General features: G+C 73.1%; 15 protein-coding genes. 6 read left to right on the top strand and 9 right to left on the bottom strand.

Features of this window, described 5'->3' with window-relative positions; genetic code table 11:
- Window positions 1–135 precede the first annotated feature (135 nt).
- The 5 genes from ACFC1R_RS09740 to ACFC1R_RS09720 all read left to right on the top strand — a co-directional run bounded on the left by ACFC1R_RS09740 (window position 136) and on the right by ACFC1R_RS09720 (window position 4,871).
- A complete protein-coding gene (locus ACFC1R_RS09740) occupies window positions 136–1,080 on the top strand; it encodes an ABC transporter ATP-binding protein (RefSeq protein ID WP_375935462.1) in 945 nt (314 codons plus the stop codon).
- Window positions 1,077–1,901, top strand: a complete 825-nt coding sequence (locus tag ACFC1R_RS09735; protein WP_375935459.1) for an ABC transporter permease — start codon at window positions 1,077–1,079, stop codon at window positions 1,899–1,901. The genes ACFC1R_RS09740 and ACFC1R_RS09735 overlap by 4 nt, the downstream gene beginning before the upstream one ends.
- A 34-nt stretch (window positions 1,902–1,935) precedes the next feature.
- A complete protein-coding gene (locus ACFC1R_RS09730; protein ID WP_375935456.1) occupies window positions 1,936–3,276 on the top strand; it encodes a sensor histidine kinase in 1,341 nt (446 codons plus the stop codon).
- Window positions 3,273–3,941 carry a response regulator gene (locus tag ACFC1R_RS09725; RefSeq protein WP_375935453.1) on the top strand — a complete coding sequence of 223 codons (669 nt, stop codon included), beginning with the start codon at window positions 3,273–3,275 and terminating at the stop codon, window positions 3,939–3,941. Before ACFC1R_RS09730 ends, ACFC1R_RS09725 begins: the two co-directional genes overlap by 4 nt.
- Window positions 3,942–4,109: 168 nt before the next feature.
- Window positions 4,110–4,871 carry a class I SAM-dependent methyltransferase gene (locus ACFC1R_RS09720; RefSeq protein ID WP_375935450.1) on the top strand — a complete coding sequence of 254 codons (762 nt, stop codon included), beginning with the start codon at window positions 4,110–4,112 and terminating at the stop codon, window positions 4,869–4,871.
- A 52-nt stretch (window positions 4,872–4,923) separates the two neighbouring features.
- Here the strand turns inward: ACFC1R_RS09720 and ACFC1R_RS09715 are convergent, their stop codons facing one another.
- The 8 genes from ACFC1R_RS09715 to ACFC1R_RS09680 all read right to left on the bottom strand — a co-directional run bounded on the left by ACFC1R_RS09715 (window position 4,924) and on the right by ACFC1R_RS09680 (window position 14,216).
- Window positions 4,924–6,525 carry an ABC-F family ATP-binding cassette domain-containing protein gene (locus tag ACFC1R_RS09715; RefSeq protein ID WP_375935447.1) on the bottom strand — a complete coding sequence of 534 codons (1,602 nt, stop codon included), beginning with the start codon at window positions 6,523–6,525 and terminating at the stop codon, window positions 4,924–4,926.
- A gap of 556 nt (window positions 6,526–7,081) precedes the next feature.
- Window positions 7,082–8,005 (bottom strand): aldo/keto reductase, encoded by a 924-nt coding sequence (locus tag ACFC1R_RS09710; protein WP_375935444.1) that lies wholly within the window; start codon window positions 8,003–8,005, stop codon window positions 7,082–7,084.
- 175 nt (window positions 8,006–8,180) lie between these two features.
- Window positions 8,181–9,035, bottom strand: a complete 855-nt coding sequence (locus tag ACFC1R_RS09705; protein ID WP_375935441.1) for a hypothetical protein — start codon at window positions 9,033–9,035, stop codon at window positions 8,181–8,183.
- Between the two features lie 12 nt (window positions 9,036–9,047).
- Entirely contained in the window at window positions 9,048–10,916 is a 1,869-nt protein-coding gene (locus ACFC1R_RS09700; protein ID WP_375935438.1) for a GMC family oxidoreductase, read from the bottom strand.
- Entirely contained in the window at window positions 10,913–11,368 is a 456-nt protein-coding gene (locus tag ACFC1R_RS09695) for a hypothetical protein (RefSeq protein ID WP_375935435.1), read from the bottom strand. Before ACFC1R_RS09695 ends, ACFC1R_RS09700 begins: the two co-directional genes overlap by 4 nt.
- 278 nt (window positions 11,369–11,646) lie before the next feature.
- Complete coding sequence (locus ACFC1R_RS09690; protein ID WP_375935432.1) at window positions 11,647–13,125, bottom strand: sodium:solute symporter; 1,479 nt, start codon at window positions 13,123–13,125, stop codon at window positions 11,647–11,649.
- A complete protein-coding gene (locus ACFC1R_RS09685; RefSeq protein WP_375935429.1) occupies window positions 13,122–13,379 on the bottom strand; it encodes a DUF3311 domain-containing protein in 258 nt (85 codons plus the stop codon). The genes ACFC1R_RS09690 and ACFC1R_RS09685 overlap by 4 nt, the downstream gene beginning before the upstream one ends.
- 171 nt (window positions 13,380–13,550) lie before the next feature.
- Window positions 13,551–14,216, bottom strand: a complete 666-nt coding sequence (locus tag ACFC1R_RS09680; RefSeq protein WP_375935426.1) for an O-methyltransferase — start codon at window positions 14,214–14,216, stop codon at window positions 13,551–13,553.
- 375 nt (window positions 14,217–14,591) lie between these two features.
- Between ACFC1R_RS09680 and ACFC1R_RS09675 the strand changes: the two genes are divergently transcribed.
- A complete protein-coding gene (locus tag ACFC1R_RS09675; protein WP_375935423.1) occupies window positions 14,592–16,010 on the top strand; it encodes a selenium-binding protein SBP56-related protein in 1,419 nt (472 codons plus the stop codon).
- A gap of 73 nt (window positions 16,011–16,083) precedes the next feature.
- Here the strand turns inward: ACFC1R_RS09675 and ACFC1R_RS09670 are convergent, their stop codons facing one another.
- Window positions 16,084–16,971 carry a LysR family transcriptional regulator gene (locus tag ACFC1R_RS09670; RefSeq protein ID WP_375935419.1) on the bottom strand — a complete coding sequence of 296 codons (888 nt, stop codon included), beginning with the start codon at window positions 16,969–16,971 and terminating at the stop codon, window positions 16,084–16,086.
- Between the last annotated feature and the right edge of the window lie 77 nt (window positions 16,972–17,048).

Here is a 17,048-nt window from a genome sequence, read left to right as displayed (position 1 = left end):
GTCTTGAGATGTAGTCCCGCTGCATCGCGCGTCGCATCCGCGCGCCCGCCGAATCGTCCTGGTGCGGCTCGTTCCGGCGGCCTCGGGAAAATAGCGTTGGCTGTGCCCGCCAGTCCCTCCCCCGAGGACCACGCCATGATCGAAGCCGTCGGCCTGAGCAAGCGCTACGGCCCCAAAACCGCCGTCCACGACCTGAGCTTCACCGTCCGCCCGGGTGCCGTCACCGGCTTCCTCGGCCCGAACGGCGCCGGGAAGTCCACCACCATGCGGATGCTGCTCGGCCTGGACACCCCGAGCTCCGGCCACGCCACGCTGAACGGCCGCCGGTACGCCGACCACGCCGCCCCGCTGCGCGAGGTCGGCGCGATGCTGGAGGCCCGTGCCGTCCACACCGGCCGCAGCGCCTTCAACCACCTGCTGGCCCTCGCCGCCACCCACGGCATCCCCCGCCGCCGGGTGGAGGAGGTGATAGACCTCGTCGGTCTGCGCCAGGTCGCCCGCAAGCGGGCCGGCGGCTTCTCCCTGGGCATGGGCCAGCGCCTGGGCATCGCCTCGGCGCTGCTCGGCGACCCGGCCACGCTGATCCTCGACGAGCCGGTCAACGGGCTCGACCCCGAGGGCATCCTGTGGATCCGCAACCTGCTCAAGTCCCTTGCCTCCGAGGGCCGTACGGTGCTCGTCTCCTCGCACCTGATGAGCGAGATGGCACTCACCGCCGAGCACCTGATCGTGATCGGCCGGGGCCGGCTGATCGCCGACACCTCGGTCGAGGAGTTCACCCTCCAGGCGTCCAGCGGCAAGGTCCACGTCCGCACCCCGGACGCCGCGCGCCTCGGCAAGCTCCTGCGCGAGGTGCCCGGCGTCGAGGTCGCCGCCGAGGACGGCGAGAACGTCCTGGAGGTCTCCGGCGCCGAGTGCGAGCAGATCGGCCGCCTGGCCGCCGAGCACGGGCTCGTCCTCTTCGAGCTGACGCCGCAGCAGGCGTCGCTGGAGGAGGCGTTCATGGAGCTGACCAAGGACGCCGTGGAGTACGAGGCCACCGTCACCCCCACCACCTCGGCCGAGGAGGTCGCGGCATGAGTACCGCCACTGCCACCGTCATCTCCACCAAGGCCGGCGAGGGCCGGGTCACACTGCCCCGGGTGGTCCACTCCGAGTGGATCAAGTTCCGTTCGCTGCGCTCCAGTTACATCACGCTCGCGGTGACCTTCGCGCTCACCGTCGGGTTCGGCGCACTGTTCTGCTGGGCCACCGTCAACCGCTGGGACCACCTCCCGCCCGACGAGCGGGCCCACTTCACCCCGGTCGAGCACAGCCTGCGCGGCTACTTCCTGGCCCAGATGGCGATCGGCGTTCTCGGCGTCCTGGTCGTCACCGGCGAGTACTCGACCGGCATGATCCGCGCCTCGCTGTCCGCCGTGCCCAAGCGGCTGCCGGTGCTGTGGGCCAAGACCGCGGTGTTCGGCGCGATCACCTGGGTGGTCGCCACGGTGTCCTGCCTGGTCGCGTTCTTCCTCGGCCAGGCCATCCTGGCCGGCAAGCACCTGGACACCACGCTCTCCGCGCCCGGCGTCCTGCGCGTGGTCCTCGGCATGGGCCTCTACCTGACCGCGGTCGGCCTGCTCGCCGTCGGTATCGGCACCCTGATCCGCAACACCGCGGGCGGCATCGCCGCCGTCTTCGGCACCCTGCTCGTGCTGCCGCTGCTGGCCGAGGCGCTGCCCAGCTCCTGGCAGGACGACATCGTTCCGTACCTGCCGAGCAACGCCGGGCAGGCCGTCGCCACCCTGCACCAGGGCCCGCACGACCTCGCCCCCTGGACCGGCCTGGGTGTGCTCGGCCTGTACGTCCTGGCCGCACTGATCGGCGCCGCTGCCGTGCTCAAGCGGCGCGACGCGTGACGGCCGACGCCGCCGCCTGGGAGAGAATGGCCCGATGACCGGCCTCGACCAGACCTCCGCAGCCCCTGGGACACGCCGCACCGGCGTGGCCCGGGGGCTCGCCGGGCTTCTCGGCAAGCTGCGCGGCCGGATACTCACCGAGCGCTACCCCACGCTGGTCGACTTCGGCTGCGCGCTCGCCCTGCTGCTGCTCACCTCGATGCCCCAGCACCGGTTCCTGGCCGCGCACCCGTGGGTGTGGGCGCTGCACCTCGGCCTGGTCCTGCCGCTGACCTTCCGCCGCCGGGCCCCGTTCGCGGTCTTCGGCGTCACCGCCGCCGTCGCCTTCGTGCAGTGGCTCACCGCCATGGGCATGCCGGCCGACATCGCCGTCCTGTTCGCCCTCTACACCGTCGCCGCGCACTGCCGGCGCCGCCGCACGGTGATCGCGTACGCGGTCGCGGAGCTCGGCGTCGTCCTGGCCGTCCTGCGGTGGACACCGGTCGGCGAGCACGGCGGCCTGCTCGCCAACCTGGTCAAGGTCTTCGTCCTGCTCTCGGGCACGGTCACCGCGGCGGCCGTGACCGGCCTGAACGTCCGGGCCCGGCGTGCCCAGCTGACCGCCCTGCGGCAGCGCGCCCACGACCTGGAGCGGCAGCGCGACCAGCAGGCGGCGCTCGCGGTCGCCGAGGAGCGCTCCCGGATCGCCCGGGAGATGCACGACATCGTCACCCACAACCTGTCCGTGATGGTCGCCCTCGCCGACGGCGCCGTCTACGCCAACGCCCACGCGCCCGACAAGGCCACCGCCGCGATGCGGCAGTCCGCCGAGACCGGCCGGCGCGCCCTCACCGACATGCGGCGCTTCCTCGGCGTGCTGCGCGCCGACGAGCCCGACGCACTGCGCCACCCGCAGCCCGGCATCGCCCAGCTCAGCACGCTGGTCGAACAGGTCAGGGCAGCCGGCCTGCCCACCGAGCTGCACCTCGACGGGGATCACACGACGGTCTCGGCCGGTGCCCAGCTGACCGCCTACCGGCTGGTCCAGGAGTCGCTGACCAACACCCTCAAGCACACTTCACCCGGCGCCACCGCCAGGGTCCGGGTGGCCTGCGGCCCGTCCACCCTCGCGGTCGAGGTCTGCGACAACGGCCACCCGAAGCCCCACCGCGGTCACTCCGCCCAGCTCGGCCACCCCGGCCAGGGGCTGACCGGCATGCGCTCGCGCGCCGCCGGATACGGCGGCGAGCTCAGCGCCGGCCCACTGCCCGGCGGCGGCTGGCGGGTGGCCACCACCCTCGTCCTGGACGACGGCCTGGACGGGGGCCCCGACGGCTCCGTACTCACCCGCACCGCCGCCACCCCCGACGAACCGCAGGAGTTGCGCACCCCATGACCATCCGAGTCCTGCTGGTCGACGACCAGCCCCTGCTGCGGGTCGCCTTCTCCCTGGTGCTCGGCTCCCAGCCGGACATGACGGTGGCCGGGGAGGCGGAGGACGGCGCGGAGGCGGTCCGGCTGGTCGCCGAGGGGCAGGTGGACGTGGTCCTGATGGACGTCCGGATGCCCGGTATGGACGGCATCGAAGCCACCAGCCGGATCGTCGCGGCCAACCCCGACACCAAGGTCCTCATCCTCACCACCTTCGACCTGGACGAGTACGCCTTCGCCGGGCTGCGCGCCGGTGCCTCCGGCTTCCTGCTCAAGAACGCCCAGCCGGACGAACTGCTCGCCGCGATCCGCTCGGTCGCCGCCGGGGACGCGGTGGTCGCCCCGCGCATCACCCGCCGCCTGCTCGACACCTTCGCCTCCCAGCTGCCCACCGACGGCGGCAACCGGGCCCGCGCCGAGGAGGCCGTCGAAGTCCTGACCGCCCGCGAGCGCAGCGTCCTGGTCCTGCTCGCCCGCGGCCTGTCCAACGCCGAGATCGCCGCCGAACTGGTCCTCGCGGAGGCCACCGTGAAGACCCACGTCAGCCGCATCCTGCTGAAGCTGGGTCTGCGCGACCGCGTCCAGGCCGTCGTCTTCGCCTACGAGAACCGCCTGGTCCTCCCCTCCTGAGCCCTCCCCTCCCCTCCCCTCCCGAGACCCTGTGCCGACCGGCTCCGCCACCGTGCACAACCCCCTCGGCAAGCCGTTTTCCGACAGCCCGAAGTGCCCCCTGACCTGCGGGAACAGGCCGGGGAAAGGGCGTGGACAGGCGGCCTTCCCGCCGTTGATGATTCGGGTATGTCACGCACCTTCGATGAACTGGTGACCGAGGCCGATTCCGTCTCGGTGGATGGTTGGGACTTCTCCTGGCTGGCCGGCCGGGCGACCGAGCAGCGGCCCTCCTGGGGCTACCAGCGGACGATGGCCGGGCGGCTGGCCCGCGCCTCGGCCGCACTCGACATCCAGACGGGTGGCGGGGAGGTCCTGGCGGGAGCGGGGCGGTTCCCCCCGCTGATGGTGGCGACCGAGTCCTGGCCGCCCAACGTCGCCAAGGCCACCGAGCTGCTGCACCCGCTGGGGGTGGTCGTGGTCGCGGACCGGGACGAGCCGCCGCTGCCGTTCGCCGACGGGGCGTTCGACCTGGTGACCAGCCGCCACCCGGTGACCGTCTGGTGGGAGGAGATCGCCCGCGTCCTGCGGCCCGGCGGGACGTACCTGGCGCAGCACGTCGGCCACTCCAGCGTCTTCGAGCTGGTGGAGTACTTCCTCGGCCCGCAGCCCGAGGAGGTCCGGTGCGGACGCCACCCCGAGGAGACCCGCAGGGCCGCCCAGGCCGCCGGACTGGATGTCGTCGACCTGCGGTTCGAGTCCCTGCGGACGGAGTTCTTCGACATCGGCGCGGTGGTCTACTTCCTGCGGAAGGTCATCTGGATGGTGCCGGGGTTCACCGTGGCGCAGTACCGCGACCGGCTCGGGGAGCTGCACGAGCAGATCGAGCGCGAAGGGCCCTTCGTCGCCCATTCGACCCGTTTCCTGATCGAGGCGCGCAAGCCGGCCTGACCGGTGCACGGCGCGGAGCCGGGGCCCCGCGCCGTGCACCCGCGCGAGCGCGTCAGGCGAGCGCGACCAGGTCCAGGTAGTCCTCGCTCCACAGGTCCTCGGTGCCGTCCGGCAGCAGCAGGACCCGGTCCGGGCGCAGCGCCTCGATGGCGCCCTCGTCGTGCGTGACCATGACGATCGCGCCGGGGTACGAGCCGACCGCCGCGAGGACCTCGCCGCGCGAGGCCGGGTCCAGGTTGTTGGTGGGCTCGTCCAGCAGCAGGACGTTGGCGCCGGAGTGGACCAGGCCGGCCAGGGCGAGCCGGGTCTTCTCGCCGCCGGAGAGCACCCGGGCCGGCTTGTCGGCGTCGTCGCCCGTGAACAGGAACGCGCCGAGGACCTGCCGCACCTCGCCGTCGGTGAGGTGCGGTGCGGCGGCGGACAGGTTCTCACCCACCGTACGGGCGGGGTCGAGGGTGTCGTGCTCCTGGGCGAAGTAGCCGATCCGCAGGCCGTGGCCGTGCACCACCCGGCCCGTGTCCGGCCGCTCGCGCCCCGCCAGGGTGCGCAGCAGAGTGGTCTTGCCCGCCCCGTTCAGACCGAGCACGACGAGCCGGCTGCCCCGGTCGACGGCCAGGTCGACCCCGGCGAGGACCCGGTGACTGCCGTACGCCTTGGCCAGACTGACCGCCCCGAGCGGGGTGCGCCCGCAGGGGGCGGGTTCGGGAAGCCGGATGCGGGCGACCTTCTCGGCGCGCCGGGTGGGTTCGAGTTCGGCGAGCATCCGGTCGGCCCGGCGGACCATGTTCCTGGCGGCGACGGCGGTCGCCACGTGCGAGCGCATCCGGTCGGCCTGGGTGCGCAGGGCGGCGGCCTTGCGTTCGGCGTTGGCGCGTTCCCGGCCGCGGCGCCGCTCGTCGGCCGCCCGCTGGGCGAGGTAGGCGTGCCAGCCGGTGTTGTGCACGTCGATGGTGCTGCGGTTCGGGTCGAGGTGGAAGACCCGGTTGACGGTGTCGGCGAGCAGGCCGGTGTCGTGGCTGATCACCACCAGGCCGCCCCGGTGCCCGGCCAGGAAGGTGCGCAGCCAGGCCAGGGAGTCGGCGTCCAGGTGGTTGGTCGGCTCGTCCAGCAGCAGCGTGCCGTGGTCGGCGAAGAGGATGCGGGCCAGCTCGGCCCGACGCCGCTGCCCGCCGGACAGGGCGCCCAGCGGCTGGTCCATCGCCCGGGTCGGCAGCCCGACGCCGACGGCGACCCTGGCCGCCTCCGCCTCGGCGGCGTACCCGCCGCCCGCCTGGAACTCGGCCTCCGCAGCGGTGTAGGCGCGCATCGCCCGGTCCTGGGCGGCCGGCCCCCGCGCCGCGGCCATCGCCGCCTCGGCGGCCCGCAGTGCGCGGACCGCGCGGTCCAGCCCGCGGGCGGACAGGATCCGGTCGCTGACGGTGGTGCCGGGGTCGGCCGCCCGCGAGTCCTGCGGCAGGTAGCCGAGGGAGCCGGTGACGGTGACCGAGCCGGCGGCGGGCCGTTCGGCGCCGGCCAGGGTCTTCAGCAGGCTGGTCTTGCCCGCGCCGTTGCGGCCGACCAGGCCGATGCGGTCGCCGGGGGCGATGTGGAAGGAGATGTCGGACAGCAGCAGACGGGCGCCGACGCGCACGTCGACACCGCGGACGGTGATCATGGGATGACGCTCCGAGAAAGCAGAAGGACACACGGGTGGCGTGGAAGCGGGTCCTTGAGCTAGGAAACTCGGGGCGTTGACATGCGGCCAGGGTAACCGGAGCCGTCCGGCGGCCGCACCCGGATTTCGGCGGGGTCGGCGCCGGGCCGACCCGGGGGCGTCGGAGCAGGCCCGGGCCCGGGGGTGTCAGAGCAGCAATGCCGTTGCTTTAGCTGACCGTGGGGCATCGGCCTTCGGCCGATCGGCGGGGTCGCGCCCGCTCCGCCCGGCCCGGACGGCGGGTGGACCGTGGTTGTCCAGGACTCGAACCCCTTTTCTTGCAGGTCAAGTGGCATGATCCGGATTCAGGCAGGTAAGGCAAGTGGACCGCCTGGAAACGGTTCGCCCGAACCGTTTCCAGGACTCTCGGTCGAAACGCGTCAGCGCGTCGCACATTCGCGGCCACGGAAACCACGGGGCGGACCGGGGTGGTACGACGTCGCCCGCCGAGACGCTGGTGCTTTCGAGGCCACCCCAGTCGTCCCGGCCCGGCCCACAGTGTTTCCCGTGCGCAGGGTCAGGCCGCCTCCAGCCGCGCGACGTCATCGGGTGAGAGCCGGATCGCGCCGGCCGCGATGTTCGCCTCCAGGTGCGCCGGGTGGCCGGTCCCGGGGATCGCCAGGACATGCGCACCTTGAGCGAGCGTCCACGCCAGCCGGATCTGCTGGGTGGTCACGCCGTGGGCCCGCGCCACCTCCAGCACCTCGGCGCTCTCGGTCGAGTTTGAAGGATCCGGTGCGGCTCCAGAGGCCCGTGCCCCGGCAATGGCGAAGAAGGGGACGAACGCGATCCCGGCTTGCCCGCACGCGCGCAGCACCTCGGCAGCGCCACCGTCCCCGAGGCCGAAGCGGTTCTGTACTGCCGCCACCGGCGCGATGGTCTGTGCCTCGGTCAGCTGTGCCGGTGTCACGTCCGAGACCCCGAGGTGGCGGATCAGCCCTGCGTCACGCAGTTCGGCCAGGGCGCTGAAGTGTTCGGCGATCGACTCCCACCGCATGTTGCGCAGATACACCAGGTCCAGGTGGTCGCGGCCCAGCTGGCGCAGGTTCTCCTCGACATCCCCGCGCAGGTCTTCGGGGCGGGCGGCGTCGGCCCAGGCGCCCTTGCGGTCCCGCCTCGGCCCGACCTTGGTCGCGATCAGCACCTCGTCACGGAAGGGCGCAAGCGCAGCGTTGATGATCTCGTTGGCCGAGCGCAGCGTGGAGAAGTAGAACGCCGCGGTGTCGATGTGGTTGACCCCGAGCTCGACGGCGCGGCGCACCAGGGCGATCGAGGTGTCGCGGTCGCGTGGCACCCCGCCGTGGAAGGCCGCGGTGCCGGTCAGCCGCATCGCGCCGAGGCCCACGCGGTGTACCGTGCGGTCGCCCAGCTGCCAGGTGCCCGAGGCAGCGGCGTTCGGCGGGTCACTGACGGCCGAGGCGGAGTTCAGGACGATTGTCATAAGGATCTCTATCACCTCTCCGGCCCCGAGGTGAAGTGCACTGACGGGCCGTCACGGGGAGTACCAGCGCTGACTTCCGGTCGGATGTCCTCAACCCCCACGTCCCTCCGCGCCGCGTGCGGCTGGGTGGCCGGGCCGGCCCGGGGGTGTCAGAGCAGGGCCGGGCCCGGGGGTGTCAGAGCTTCGACGGGACGTAGTAGGGCCGGTTGTGCGCGGCGACCGGCGGCGACTGGTACGTCCACACCCCGGCAGCCGGGGCCGGACCGATCAACTCGCCGAGGTGGCGGCCGAGTTCGGTGCCGCTGTCGGGCACGTGCAGCCTGATCCGACGGGCGGCGACGGCCGGCTCCAGCGGATGGTGGCGGTAGGGCTGGTAGACGTTGAGCGCGCCGGCGAGCAGCCGCTCCTGCGGGTCGGTGCCGTACCCGGTGATGGGGGTGTTGTTGACCGGCTCGTGCGGCAGTCCGGCCAGGTCCGCGTCGAGCGAGAACAGCAGGGTGTCCTGCGGTTCGAGGCCGTCCGCCCCGACGCCGGCCCGCCGGCAGGCCACCGACCAGGACTGCGCGTCGGCCGGCCCGTTGAGCGAGGGCATCGTGCTCTCGAACCAGCCCGGGTACTTGGGCTCCGCGTACAGCCTGGTCCCGGCGTCGATGGCGAGCGGGTTGTCGCAGACCACGTGGATGCGGGCGATGCCGAGCTGCTTGGTCTGGTCCCAGCCCCGGGCGTACTGCTGGTAGTCGAGCCGGGGCAGCAGGGCGGCACAGGCGGTGGGGTGGGCGATGAGGTTGAACTCGATCTCCTGGGTGATGCCGCCGCCGTTCGGGTACTGCGCGAAGTACAGCTGGTAGTTGAGCGAGACGCACGCCCGGCCGTCGAACTCGGCGGCGGTCAGCTGCGGGTGCCGCTCCGCCAGCAGGTCCCGCACGGGCTCCGGGTCCACCAGGTAGTCGACGCCGATGTTGTGCAGGGCGCCGTAGTGGAACGGCAGCCGGTAGGGAGCGGCGACGGGCGGCAGCGGCAGGTCGGTCATGGCGGTGGCTCCTCAGGGGGTCGAGACGGTCGCGCGGTGCAGCGCGGACAGGTCGCGGTCGATCTGTTCGGCGCTGCGCAGGGCGAGTGCAGCCATGGTCAGCGAGGGGTTGGAGGTGCCCAGGGAGGGCATGCTGCCGCAGCCGACGGCATAGAGGTTGGGATGCTCCCAGCAGCGCTGCCACTGGTCGACCACGGAGGTGGCGGGCGAGTCGCCCATGAGGTGCGTCCCGGCGCCGTGACCCGCTCCCCGGTAGCCGTAGGAGCGGCCCTCGTACTCGAACCGGCCGGGCCAGCCGGGGCCGGGGCCGTAGCGGGTGTGGTCCTCCGCACCGAGCAGGGCGAAGATCTGGTCGGACACCGCCCGCGCCGCCGCCATGCCGCGTTTCACCTGGTCGGACAGGTCGTAGTGGAGAACCGGCCGGGGGTTGCCCAGGCGGTCGGGGTGGCGGTGGTCGATGGTGACGCGGTTGGCGGGGTCGGCCTCCTGCTCCAGCTCGAACTGCAGGGCGAACTCCCGGCCGACCCGGTCGCCGAGCGCCTGCCGCAGGGCCGGGCCGAACAGCCCGCGTCCGTCGGGGCCGCCCCCGCGCAGCAGTTCGGCGACCCGGCCGTCCGGCGGCCCGGCGGCCCAGGTCCAGCCCCAGTTGCCGATCTCGATCCGGAACGGTGCGCGGCGGGCGCGGGCCGCACCGAAGCGGAAGCCCTCCAGTCCCGAGGTCGATCCCGGGCCCCGGTACGGGCCGACCCGGCTCGGCATCAACCCCCAGGTGAGCAGCACGGGATGGTCCATCAGATTGCGCCCCAGCTGGCCGCTGCCCCCGGCCAGGCCGGAGGCGAGCAGCAGGCGGGCGTTCTCGATCGCGTGCGCGGCGAGGACGACGAGGTCCGCCTCGACGGTCCTGGCCACACCGAGCGGCGCACCGTCCTCCCCGTACGTCCGGTACTCGACGCCGGTGGCCCGCCCGGTCCCGTCCACCAGCACCCGGCCGGCCACGGCGCGGGTGAGCAGTTCGACCGAAGCCGGCCAGGCGGCCTGGGACTTGAGCGGGGTGTACTTGGCCTGCGAGGGGCAGATCGGTACGCAGCCGGCCTGGCCCAGGCAGCGCAGACCGGTCTCCGGGGCTCCGGGCGCGCCCACCGGCCGGTACCCGGCGCCGTCGTCGTAGGCCGGGTTCGGGATGCCGTTGCGGGCGTGCGGGGTGGTGACCACCTTCAGCGGGACGTCGGTGCCGGCCACCGGATCGTGCACCCGCTTGGCGTCCAGGGAGTCGGCCAGCACCCGGTCGAGGTGGGTGCGGGGGATGGCGTGCATCGGGAAGACGTACCCGTCCGGCAGCGGGAGTCCGACCTCCGTGCGCTGCTCCCCGGCGTCGCCCGCCACGCCCAGCTCCCGCTCGGCCCGGCGGTAGTACGGTTCCAGTTCGGCGTATCCGATCGGCCAGTTCCGGCCGTGGCCGAAGTCCCCGGCGCGGAAGTCCTCCGGGTGCATCCGCAGCGCGAGGCCCGTCCAGGCCAGCCCCGTACCGCCGTTGGCCCGCAGGTACCCGCTGCCGTACGGGAGCGGGCCGCGCTGGATCAGATGGCCGTCGGCGCGGAAGCCGCCGTCCGCCGTGCCGACCAGGTCGGTGACATCGGGGGACGGCGCCCCTGCGGTGGTCGGGTAGGGCGAGTTGGGCACCTTGACCAGGGCCGAGCGGTAGGCGCGTACGGCGTCGGCGTGGCCCAGGTCGGCGCCCGGCGCCTGGGTGCCCGCCTCCAGCACCAGGACCCGGCGGCCCAGCTGCCCCAGCCGCGCGGCCACCAGCGAGCCCGCGAAGCCCGCCCCGACCACGATCGCGTCCCAGCGGCGCCCGGCGGCACCCCGTCCGGCCGCGGTCACCGACCGCCCCCCGCACTCGCGCGCAGCGGCTCCTGCGGCGGCCGGGACCAGCTGCCGAAACCGGGCGCGTGGGTCGCGGGGGCATGGCCGTCGAACGTCCGCCAGACCAGCCCGGCCGCGTAGGAGTCGGGGTGGACGGTGCACGGCTCGTCGTCCGCGGCACAGCCCAGCCGTTCCCGCACCTGCTCGGGCAGGCCCGGCCAGCTCCCGGTGTACCAGAGGTGCGCCACCGCCACCGCGAGCTCTCCGAGCGCCTCGTCCGCAGGACGGACCGGGGTGCCGTCCGAGGCCGCGGCACAGGCCACCGCGGCCGCCAGCTCGGCCAGCCGCTCCTCGCCGACCCGCTCCCCCACCGCCGTCCGGTACACCTCGACCATGCCGGTGGCCCACAGCTCGGCCGCGCCGAAGCCGGTCAACTCGGCTGACAGCGCCACGAATCCGTCCGTCCCCATGCCCTTGACACCCCTCCCGCGGCCCTGGTCGCCACGGCTGCGCGACCCCGGTGGCCATGGCTGTCCGATCGCCATGCCCCGGGGAGCCTTCCTCCCCCTCACCCGCCGCATGCGCCCCAGCCGCAACACGCCCGGCGCACGGGAGCACGGACCCGGCGCTCGGCGGGGGTCCGGGCGGCCAGGGATCCGGGCACGCCTGCGGAACGCCCACCGACCGGGAGGTGACCGGGCCGTCGCGGCCGGGCGGCTTCCCGACGCGGTTCACCCCGCCTCGCCGCTCACCCCGCCTCGCCGCTCACCGGCACGGGTGCCGCCACAGCGGCCGGCCGGGTGACGGCGGAGACCGCCAGCAGCGCGACGGTGTTGACCAGCAGCGCGACGACGCCCACGTTGAGGTCCTTCACCGGCTGCGGCAGGAAGGGCAGCAGGTCGGCGACGGTGGTGTGGGACAGCGTGGTGGCGGCGACCGTGGCCACGCCCGCGACGATCCCGGCCGCCGCCCCCTGCTTGGTGACCGCGCGGCGGGCGGCCAGGCCGAACAGCAGCGCCGGGAACAGCTGGGTGACCAGGGCGTACCCCATGAGCAGCAGATTGACGATGGTGCTGCCGCCGTTGAAGGTGAAGAGCAGCGCCACCGCGGCGAGCACCGGGACCAGCGCCTTGGCGAGCCGTCCGACGGTCTGCTCGGTCGCGGCCGGCCGGGCGAGCAGGTAGACGTTCTTGGCCAGGCAGGTGGCCGAGGTCATCAGCAGCAGCGAGCCGGGGACCAGTGCGGTCAGCAGCCCGGCGCCGCCGACCACCCCGACGAACCACGGGTCGAAGGACTTGACCGTGACCTTCAACAGCGACAGGTCCCCGTCGGCGCCCTTGAGTCCGGGCACGGCGACCAGGGCGGCGAACCCGGCGAAGAACACGAACAGCAGGATCAGCTGGTACAGCGGCAGGAACACGGCGTTGCGGCGGAACACCCCGGGGTCGGCGGCGCTGTAGGTGGCGCTGAAGGTGTGCGGCCACATGTAGAAGCCGAGCGCGGAGAGCAGCACGGTCGAGGTGAACCACCAGGGGCTCAGGCCCTGGTGCGGAAGGGTCAGGAAGCCCGGCCTGGCCGCGTCGATCGAGTGGAACATCCGCCCGATCCCGCCGGAGTAGTGCAGCGGCAGGTAGAGGCCGAGGAAGACCACCACCCCGAGGATCAGCGCGTCCTTGAGCACCGCCGTCCACGCCGACCCGTGGATCCCGGAGACGGTGACGTACCCGGTGAGCGCGACCGTGCCGATCACCACCGCGACGTGCGGCGAGAGGTGCCCGTAGGAGGCGGTGGAGACGATGATGCCCATCCCGGTGAGCTGGAGCACCAGGTACGGCACCATCGCCACCACACCCACCAGCGCGACCAGCGCGCCGAGCGCCGGACTGTCGAACTTCCGGGCGAAGAAGTCGGACTGGGAGACCAGCCGGTGCTCGTTGGCGAACCGCCAGACGACCGGCAGCAGCCAGTACGAGATCACGTAGGCGAGCGAGGCGTAGGCGAGGATGTAGAAGGCCGGCCCGCCCTTCCCGTACGCCCAGCCCGAGGCGCCGAGGAAGGTGAAGGTGGTGTAGATCTCGCCGGCGAGCAGCAGGAAGACGAAGACCGTGCCGAAGCCGCGCCCGCCGACCGACCACTCCTGGAGGTTCATCTCCCTGCCGCGACGCGCGCGCAGGCCCAGGGCGACGGCGGCCAGCAGGAAGGCGGCGATGACCAGGAGTGCGGTCACGGCCCGGCCTCCTCGGCCCCGCCCGGCTCCCGGTTGTCCGGGTCCAGCCGGTGGACCACCGCCATCACCACGGAGCTGAGGACCACCCAGAGGACCACCCAGAACAGGATGAAGGGCATCCCGAGCACGTAGGGCGTCACCCGGTTCGCGAAGAAGACACCGCCGAGGATCCCGCCGAACGGCACGGCACCCAGCAGCGGGAGCAGCACCCCGCGCGTTCTCGCGACGGGACTGGGCTTGCGGTCAGGGCGCATCCGGTCATCCCCTGGAGGTCGGCACGAATCGTGAACCACCAGGACCTACCACCGCCGGCCGCACTCCATGCCGCTCCGGGCGACATTCCGCCATGGCCATGCCCACTCGTAGCCCACTCGTAGCCACTCACACCGCCGGGAGCACCCGGCGGGCGGGGGGCGAGCGGCGGCTCAGTCCAGGCGGCGGGCCAGGGTCAGCCCGTCGGCGACGGTGAGCAGGACCGCCTCGACCCGCTTGTCGGCGCGCACCACCTCGTTGAAACTCCGGATCGCGGCCGCGCTGCCGGTGGCGGCCGGGTCGACGACCTGCCCGTGGAAGAGCGTGTTGTCCAGGACGATCAGCCCGCCGGGCCGCGTCCGGCGGACCAGCTCCTCCCAGTACGCCGGGTAGTTGGCCTTGTCGGCGTCGATGAAGGACAGGTCGATCCAGGGCTCGTCGTCCGGCAGCGCGCGCAGCGTCTCCAGCGCGGGGGCGATCCTCAGCTCGATCCGGTCGGCGACGCCCGCCTTGGCCCACGCCCGGCGGCCGACCTCGGTCCACTCCTCGGAGACGTCACAGGTGATCAGCTTCCCGCCCTCGGGCAGCGCCTGGGCCATCGACAGCGCGGACAGCCCGGTGAAGGTCCCCACCTCGACGATCCTGCGGGCCCCCACCAGCCGCACCAGGAACGCCAGCAGCGGACCCTGCTCCTGCGCGCTCTGCATTCCGGCGGCGGCGGCGTACCTGCTGTGCGTGATCTCGACCAGCTCCCGCTGGACCGGGTCGAGCGGCGGGTTCTGGCTCAGCACGTACGCGTAGAGCTCGGGCGTGAGCGGGGGGCTCTTGATCTCGGTCATCGGTGTCTCCGTCATGATTCGGTACAGGCCGGCACAGGTCGGTACGGGCCGGGCACGGTTGCCACCGCGTCGGCACCGGCAGTCGGCGCCGGCGGCGGCTCCAGCATCCCACCCGACCGTTCACGCCCCGGTCACCCCCCGGTGGTTGACGTACCGTCAGGCCGTCTTCGACGCCGCGCCCCGGGAAGCGGCGTCACCGGCGGCAACGGCGTGAACTTCCGCCCGTCCACTCCGATCCGCTCCCATCCGCCCCCGTGCGCCCCGTGCGCGCCTGCGGTTATGTGGAAGGCTACCTGGGCAGTTGTCCCTTCCGACGTCCCGACGTCCCGACGAGTCGGCCGTACTCCCTGCCCAAGGTCGAGTTGAGGAGTCGTCATGCCACATGACCCCGCTGCCCACGGACACTCGGATCCCTCGCTGTACCGGACTCCTGCCGATGCGGTCGCCGCTCCACCGGAGAAGCTCGCGTACGTCGCCGGGTTCGACCGGTCCGCGAGCCGTCCGGACGCCCTGATCACCGTTGACACGGACCCTGACTCACCCGGCTACGGCCAGGTGCTGAACTTCGCCGAACTCCCCGAGGTCGGCGACGAGTTGCACCACTTCGGCTGGAACGCCTGCTCCAGCGCCCTGGCCCACGCCTGCCACCAGAACCCCGAGCGGCGGTTCCTGCTGCTGCCCGGCCTGCGGTCCTCGCGGCTGCACGTCATGGACACCCGGCCCGACCCGGTACGGCCGAAGCTGGTGCGGACCGTGAGCGCCGAGGAACTCGCCGCCAAGGCCGGGTACTCGCGTCCGCACACCCTGCACTGCGGCCCGGACGGCGTCTTCCTCTCCTGCCTGGGCGGCGCGGACGGGGCGGACGGGCCCGGCGGGGTCGCACTGCTGGACCACACCACCTTCGAGGTGCTGCGCGCCTGGGAGAGCGACCGGGGGCCGCAGCAGCTGGCCTACGACGTGTGGTGGCACCTCGGGAGCAACGTCGGGATCACCAGCGAGTGGGGCACCCCGTCCATGGTGGAGGACGGGGTGGTCCCCGAGCTGCTGCTGGGCCGCAAGTACGGCCATGCGCTGCACTTCTGGGAGCTGGACTCCGGGAAGCACCTGCAGCGGATCGACCTCGGCGACCAGCACCAGATGGTGCTGGAACTCCGTCCGGCCCACGACCCGGAGCAGGAGTGGGGCTTCGTCGGGGTCGTGACGAACGTGGCGGACCTCTCCGCCTCGGTCTGGCTCTGGTACCGCGACGGCGACCGGTTCGCCGCGCGCAAGGTGATCGAGATCCCCGCCGAACCCGCGAAGAGCGAGGACCTGCCGCCCGCCCTCCAGCCCTTCGGCGCGGTACCGCCGCTGGTCACCGACATCAACCTGTCGGTGGACGACCGCTGGCTGTACGTCTCGGCCTGGGGCACCGGCGAACTCTTCCAGTACGACGTGGCCGACCCGTTCCACCCCCGGCTGACCGGCTCGGTCCGGCTCGGCGGCATCACCGGCCGGGCCCCGCACCCCACCGCCCCGGACGTCCCGCTGACCGGCGGCCCGCAGATGGTCGAGCTCAGCCGGGACGGCAGGCGGGTCTACCTGACCAACTCCCTCTACGGCTCCTGGGACGACCAGTTCTACCCCGACGGCATCGACCCGTGGATGATCAAGCTCGACGCCGACACCGTCAACGGCGGGCTCACCGTCGACCCGCGCTTCTTCCCGCACGGTGCGGACTTCCGGGGCCTGCGCGTGCACCAGACCCACCTGCACGGCGGCGACGCCTCCTCGGACTCGTACTGCTTCCGCTGACGACCGAGAGCCGATCTCGGGCCTCGGTTCTCGGATCCCGGACCGCTGACCGTTCGTCCGCCCGGCTGCCCGGCTACCCCGTGCGCAGCCCGTCGACCACGGCGGCCGTGGCCACCAGGGCGGTGACGGCCGGGTGCCAGGGGCGGTCCGCCGGACCGGTGAGCACGAGACGGCGGTGCACCCGGGGGCGGAGCGGGATCAGCACGCAGCCGGGCGGCAGCATGGCGTGGGCCAGCGCGGGCATCACCGAGACCCCGATGCCCGCGTGCACCATGCTGATCAGGGTGCCCACGTCGCGGATCCGGTGGGTGGGGACGAAGCGGCCGCCGGTCCGGCGGTAGACCTCACGGATGTGACGCTCGCAGCCGCCCTCGGAGAGCAGGAAGGCGTCGTCCTCCAGGTCCTGGATGTCGACCACCGGCTGACCCGCCAGCGGGTGGTCGCGGCGCAGCAGCGCGTGCATGGAGTCCCGGGCGAGCAGCAGTGACCCGGCGGGCGCCGGATCGGGGTCGATGAGGACGGCGGCATCGACGGTACCGGCCGCCAGCCAGCGGTCGAGCTCGTCGTCCTCGCCCTCGAAGATCCGGACCTTGACCCGGGGGTGGGCGGCGCTCCACTCGCCGAGCAGTCCGGGCAGCAGCCCCTGGCACACGGTCGTGGGCGCGGCCAGCCGCACGGTGCCGGTGGGGCTGCCCCGGTGGCGGGCGGCGATGGCCGCGACGGCGTCGGCGGAGGCGGTGGCGGTCCGGGCGTGCGGCAGCAGCCGTTCGCCCAGCGGGGTGGGCCTGACCCGGCCGACGCGGTGGAGCACGGGTCCGCCGACGACACGTTCCAGTGCCGCGACGGCGTGCGACACCGCGGACTGGCTGATGCCCAACTCCTCGGCGGCGGAGCCGAATCCGCCGTTCTCGGCGACGGCGACCAGGGCCCGCAACTGTGCCAGATTGACGCCGGTGGCCATGAGCAACTCTCATCCCGTCCGCACTCGCACTTGTTGGACTCATGATCACCCGGCCCGGCACGGTGTGTCCACGGGCC

The sequence above is a fragment of the Kitasatospora sp. NPDC056138 genome (assembly GCF_042264695.1).
GTDB lineage: Bacteria > Actinomycetota > Actinomycetes > Streptomycetales > Streptomycetaceae > Kitasatospora.
This window is presented reverse-complemented; position numbering and strand designations above follow the sequence as displayed.

What these genes read in the sequence shown, in the direction of transcription:
- ACFC1R_RS09740 (WP_375935462.1), top strand. Translation starts at nt 136, where the DNA reads ATGATCGAAGCCGTCGGCCTGAGCAAGCGCTACGGCCCCAAAACCGCC.
- ACFC1R_RS09735 (WP_375935459.1), top strand. Translation starts at nt 1,077, where the DNA reads ATGAGTACCGCCACTGCCACCGTCATCTCCACCAAGGCCGGCGAGGGC.
- ACFC1R_RS09730 (WP_375935456.1), top strand. Translation starts at nt 1,936, where the DNA reads ATGACCGGCCTCGACCAGACCTCCGCAGCCCCTGGGACACGCCGCACC.
- ACFC1R_RS09725 (WP_375935453.1), top strand. Translation starts at nt 3,273, where the DNA reads ATGACCATCCGAGTCCTGCTGGTCGACGACCAGCCCCTGCTGCGGGTC.
- ACFC1R_RS09720 (WP_375935450.1), top strand. Translation starts at nt 4,110, where the DNA reads ATGTCACGCACCTTCGATGAACTGGTGACCGAGGCCGATTCCGTCTCG.
- ACFC1R_RS09715 (WP_375935447.1), bottom strand. Translation starts at nt 6,525, where the DNA reads ATGATCACCGTCCGCGGTGTCGACGTGCGCGTCGGCGCCCGTCTGCTG.
- ACFC1R_RS09710 (WP_375935444.1), bottom strand. Translation starts at nt 8,005, where the DNA reads ATGACAATCGTCCTGAACTCCGCCTCGGCCGTCAGTGACCCGCCGAAC.
- ACFC1R_RS09705 (WP_375935441.1), bottom strand. Translation starts at nt 9,035, where the DNA reads ATGACCGACCTGCCGCTGCCGCCCGTCGCCGCTCCCTACCGGCTGCCG.
- ACFC1R_RS09695 (WP_375935435.1), bottom strand. Translation starts at nt 11,368, where the DNA reads ATGGGGACGGACGGATTCGTGGCGCTGTCAGCCGAGTTGACCGGCTTC.
- ACFC1R_RS09685 (WP_375935429.1), bottom strand. Translation starts at nt 13,379, where the DNA reads ATGCGCCCTGACCGCAAGCCCAGTCCCGTCGCGAGAACGCGCGGGGTG.
- ACFC1R_RS09680 (WP_375935426.1), bottom strand. Translation starts at nt 14,216, where the DNA reads ATGACCGAGATCAAGAGCCCCCCGCTCACGCCCGAGCTCTACGCGTAC.
- ACFC1R_RS09675 (WP_375935423.1), top strand. Translation starts at nt 14,592, where the DNA reads ATGCCACATGACCCCGCTGCCCACGGACACTCGGATCCCTCGCTGTAC.
- ACFC1R_RS09670 (WP_375935419.1), bottom strand. Translation starts at nt 16,971, where the DNA reads ATGGCCACCGGCGTCAATCTGGCACAGTTGCGGGCCCTGGTCGCCGTC.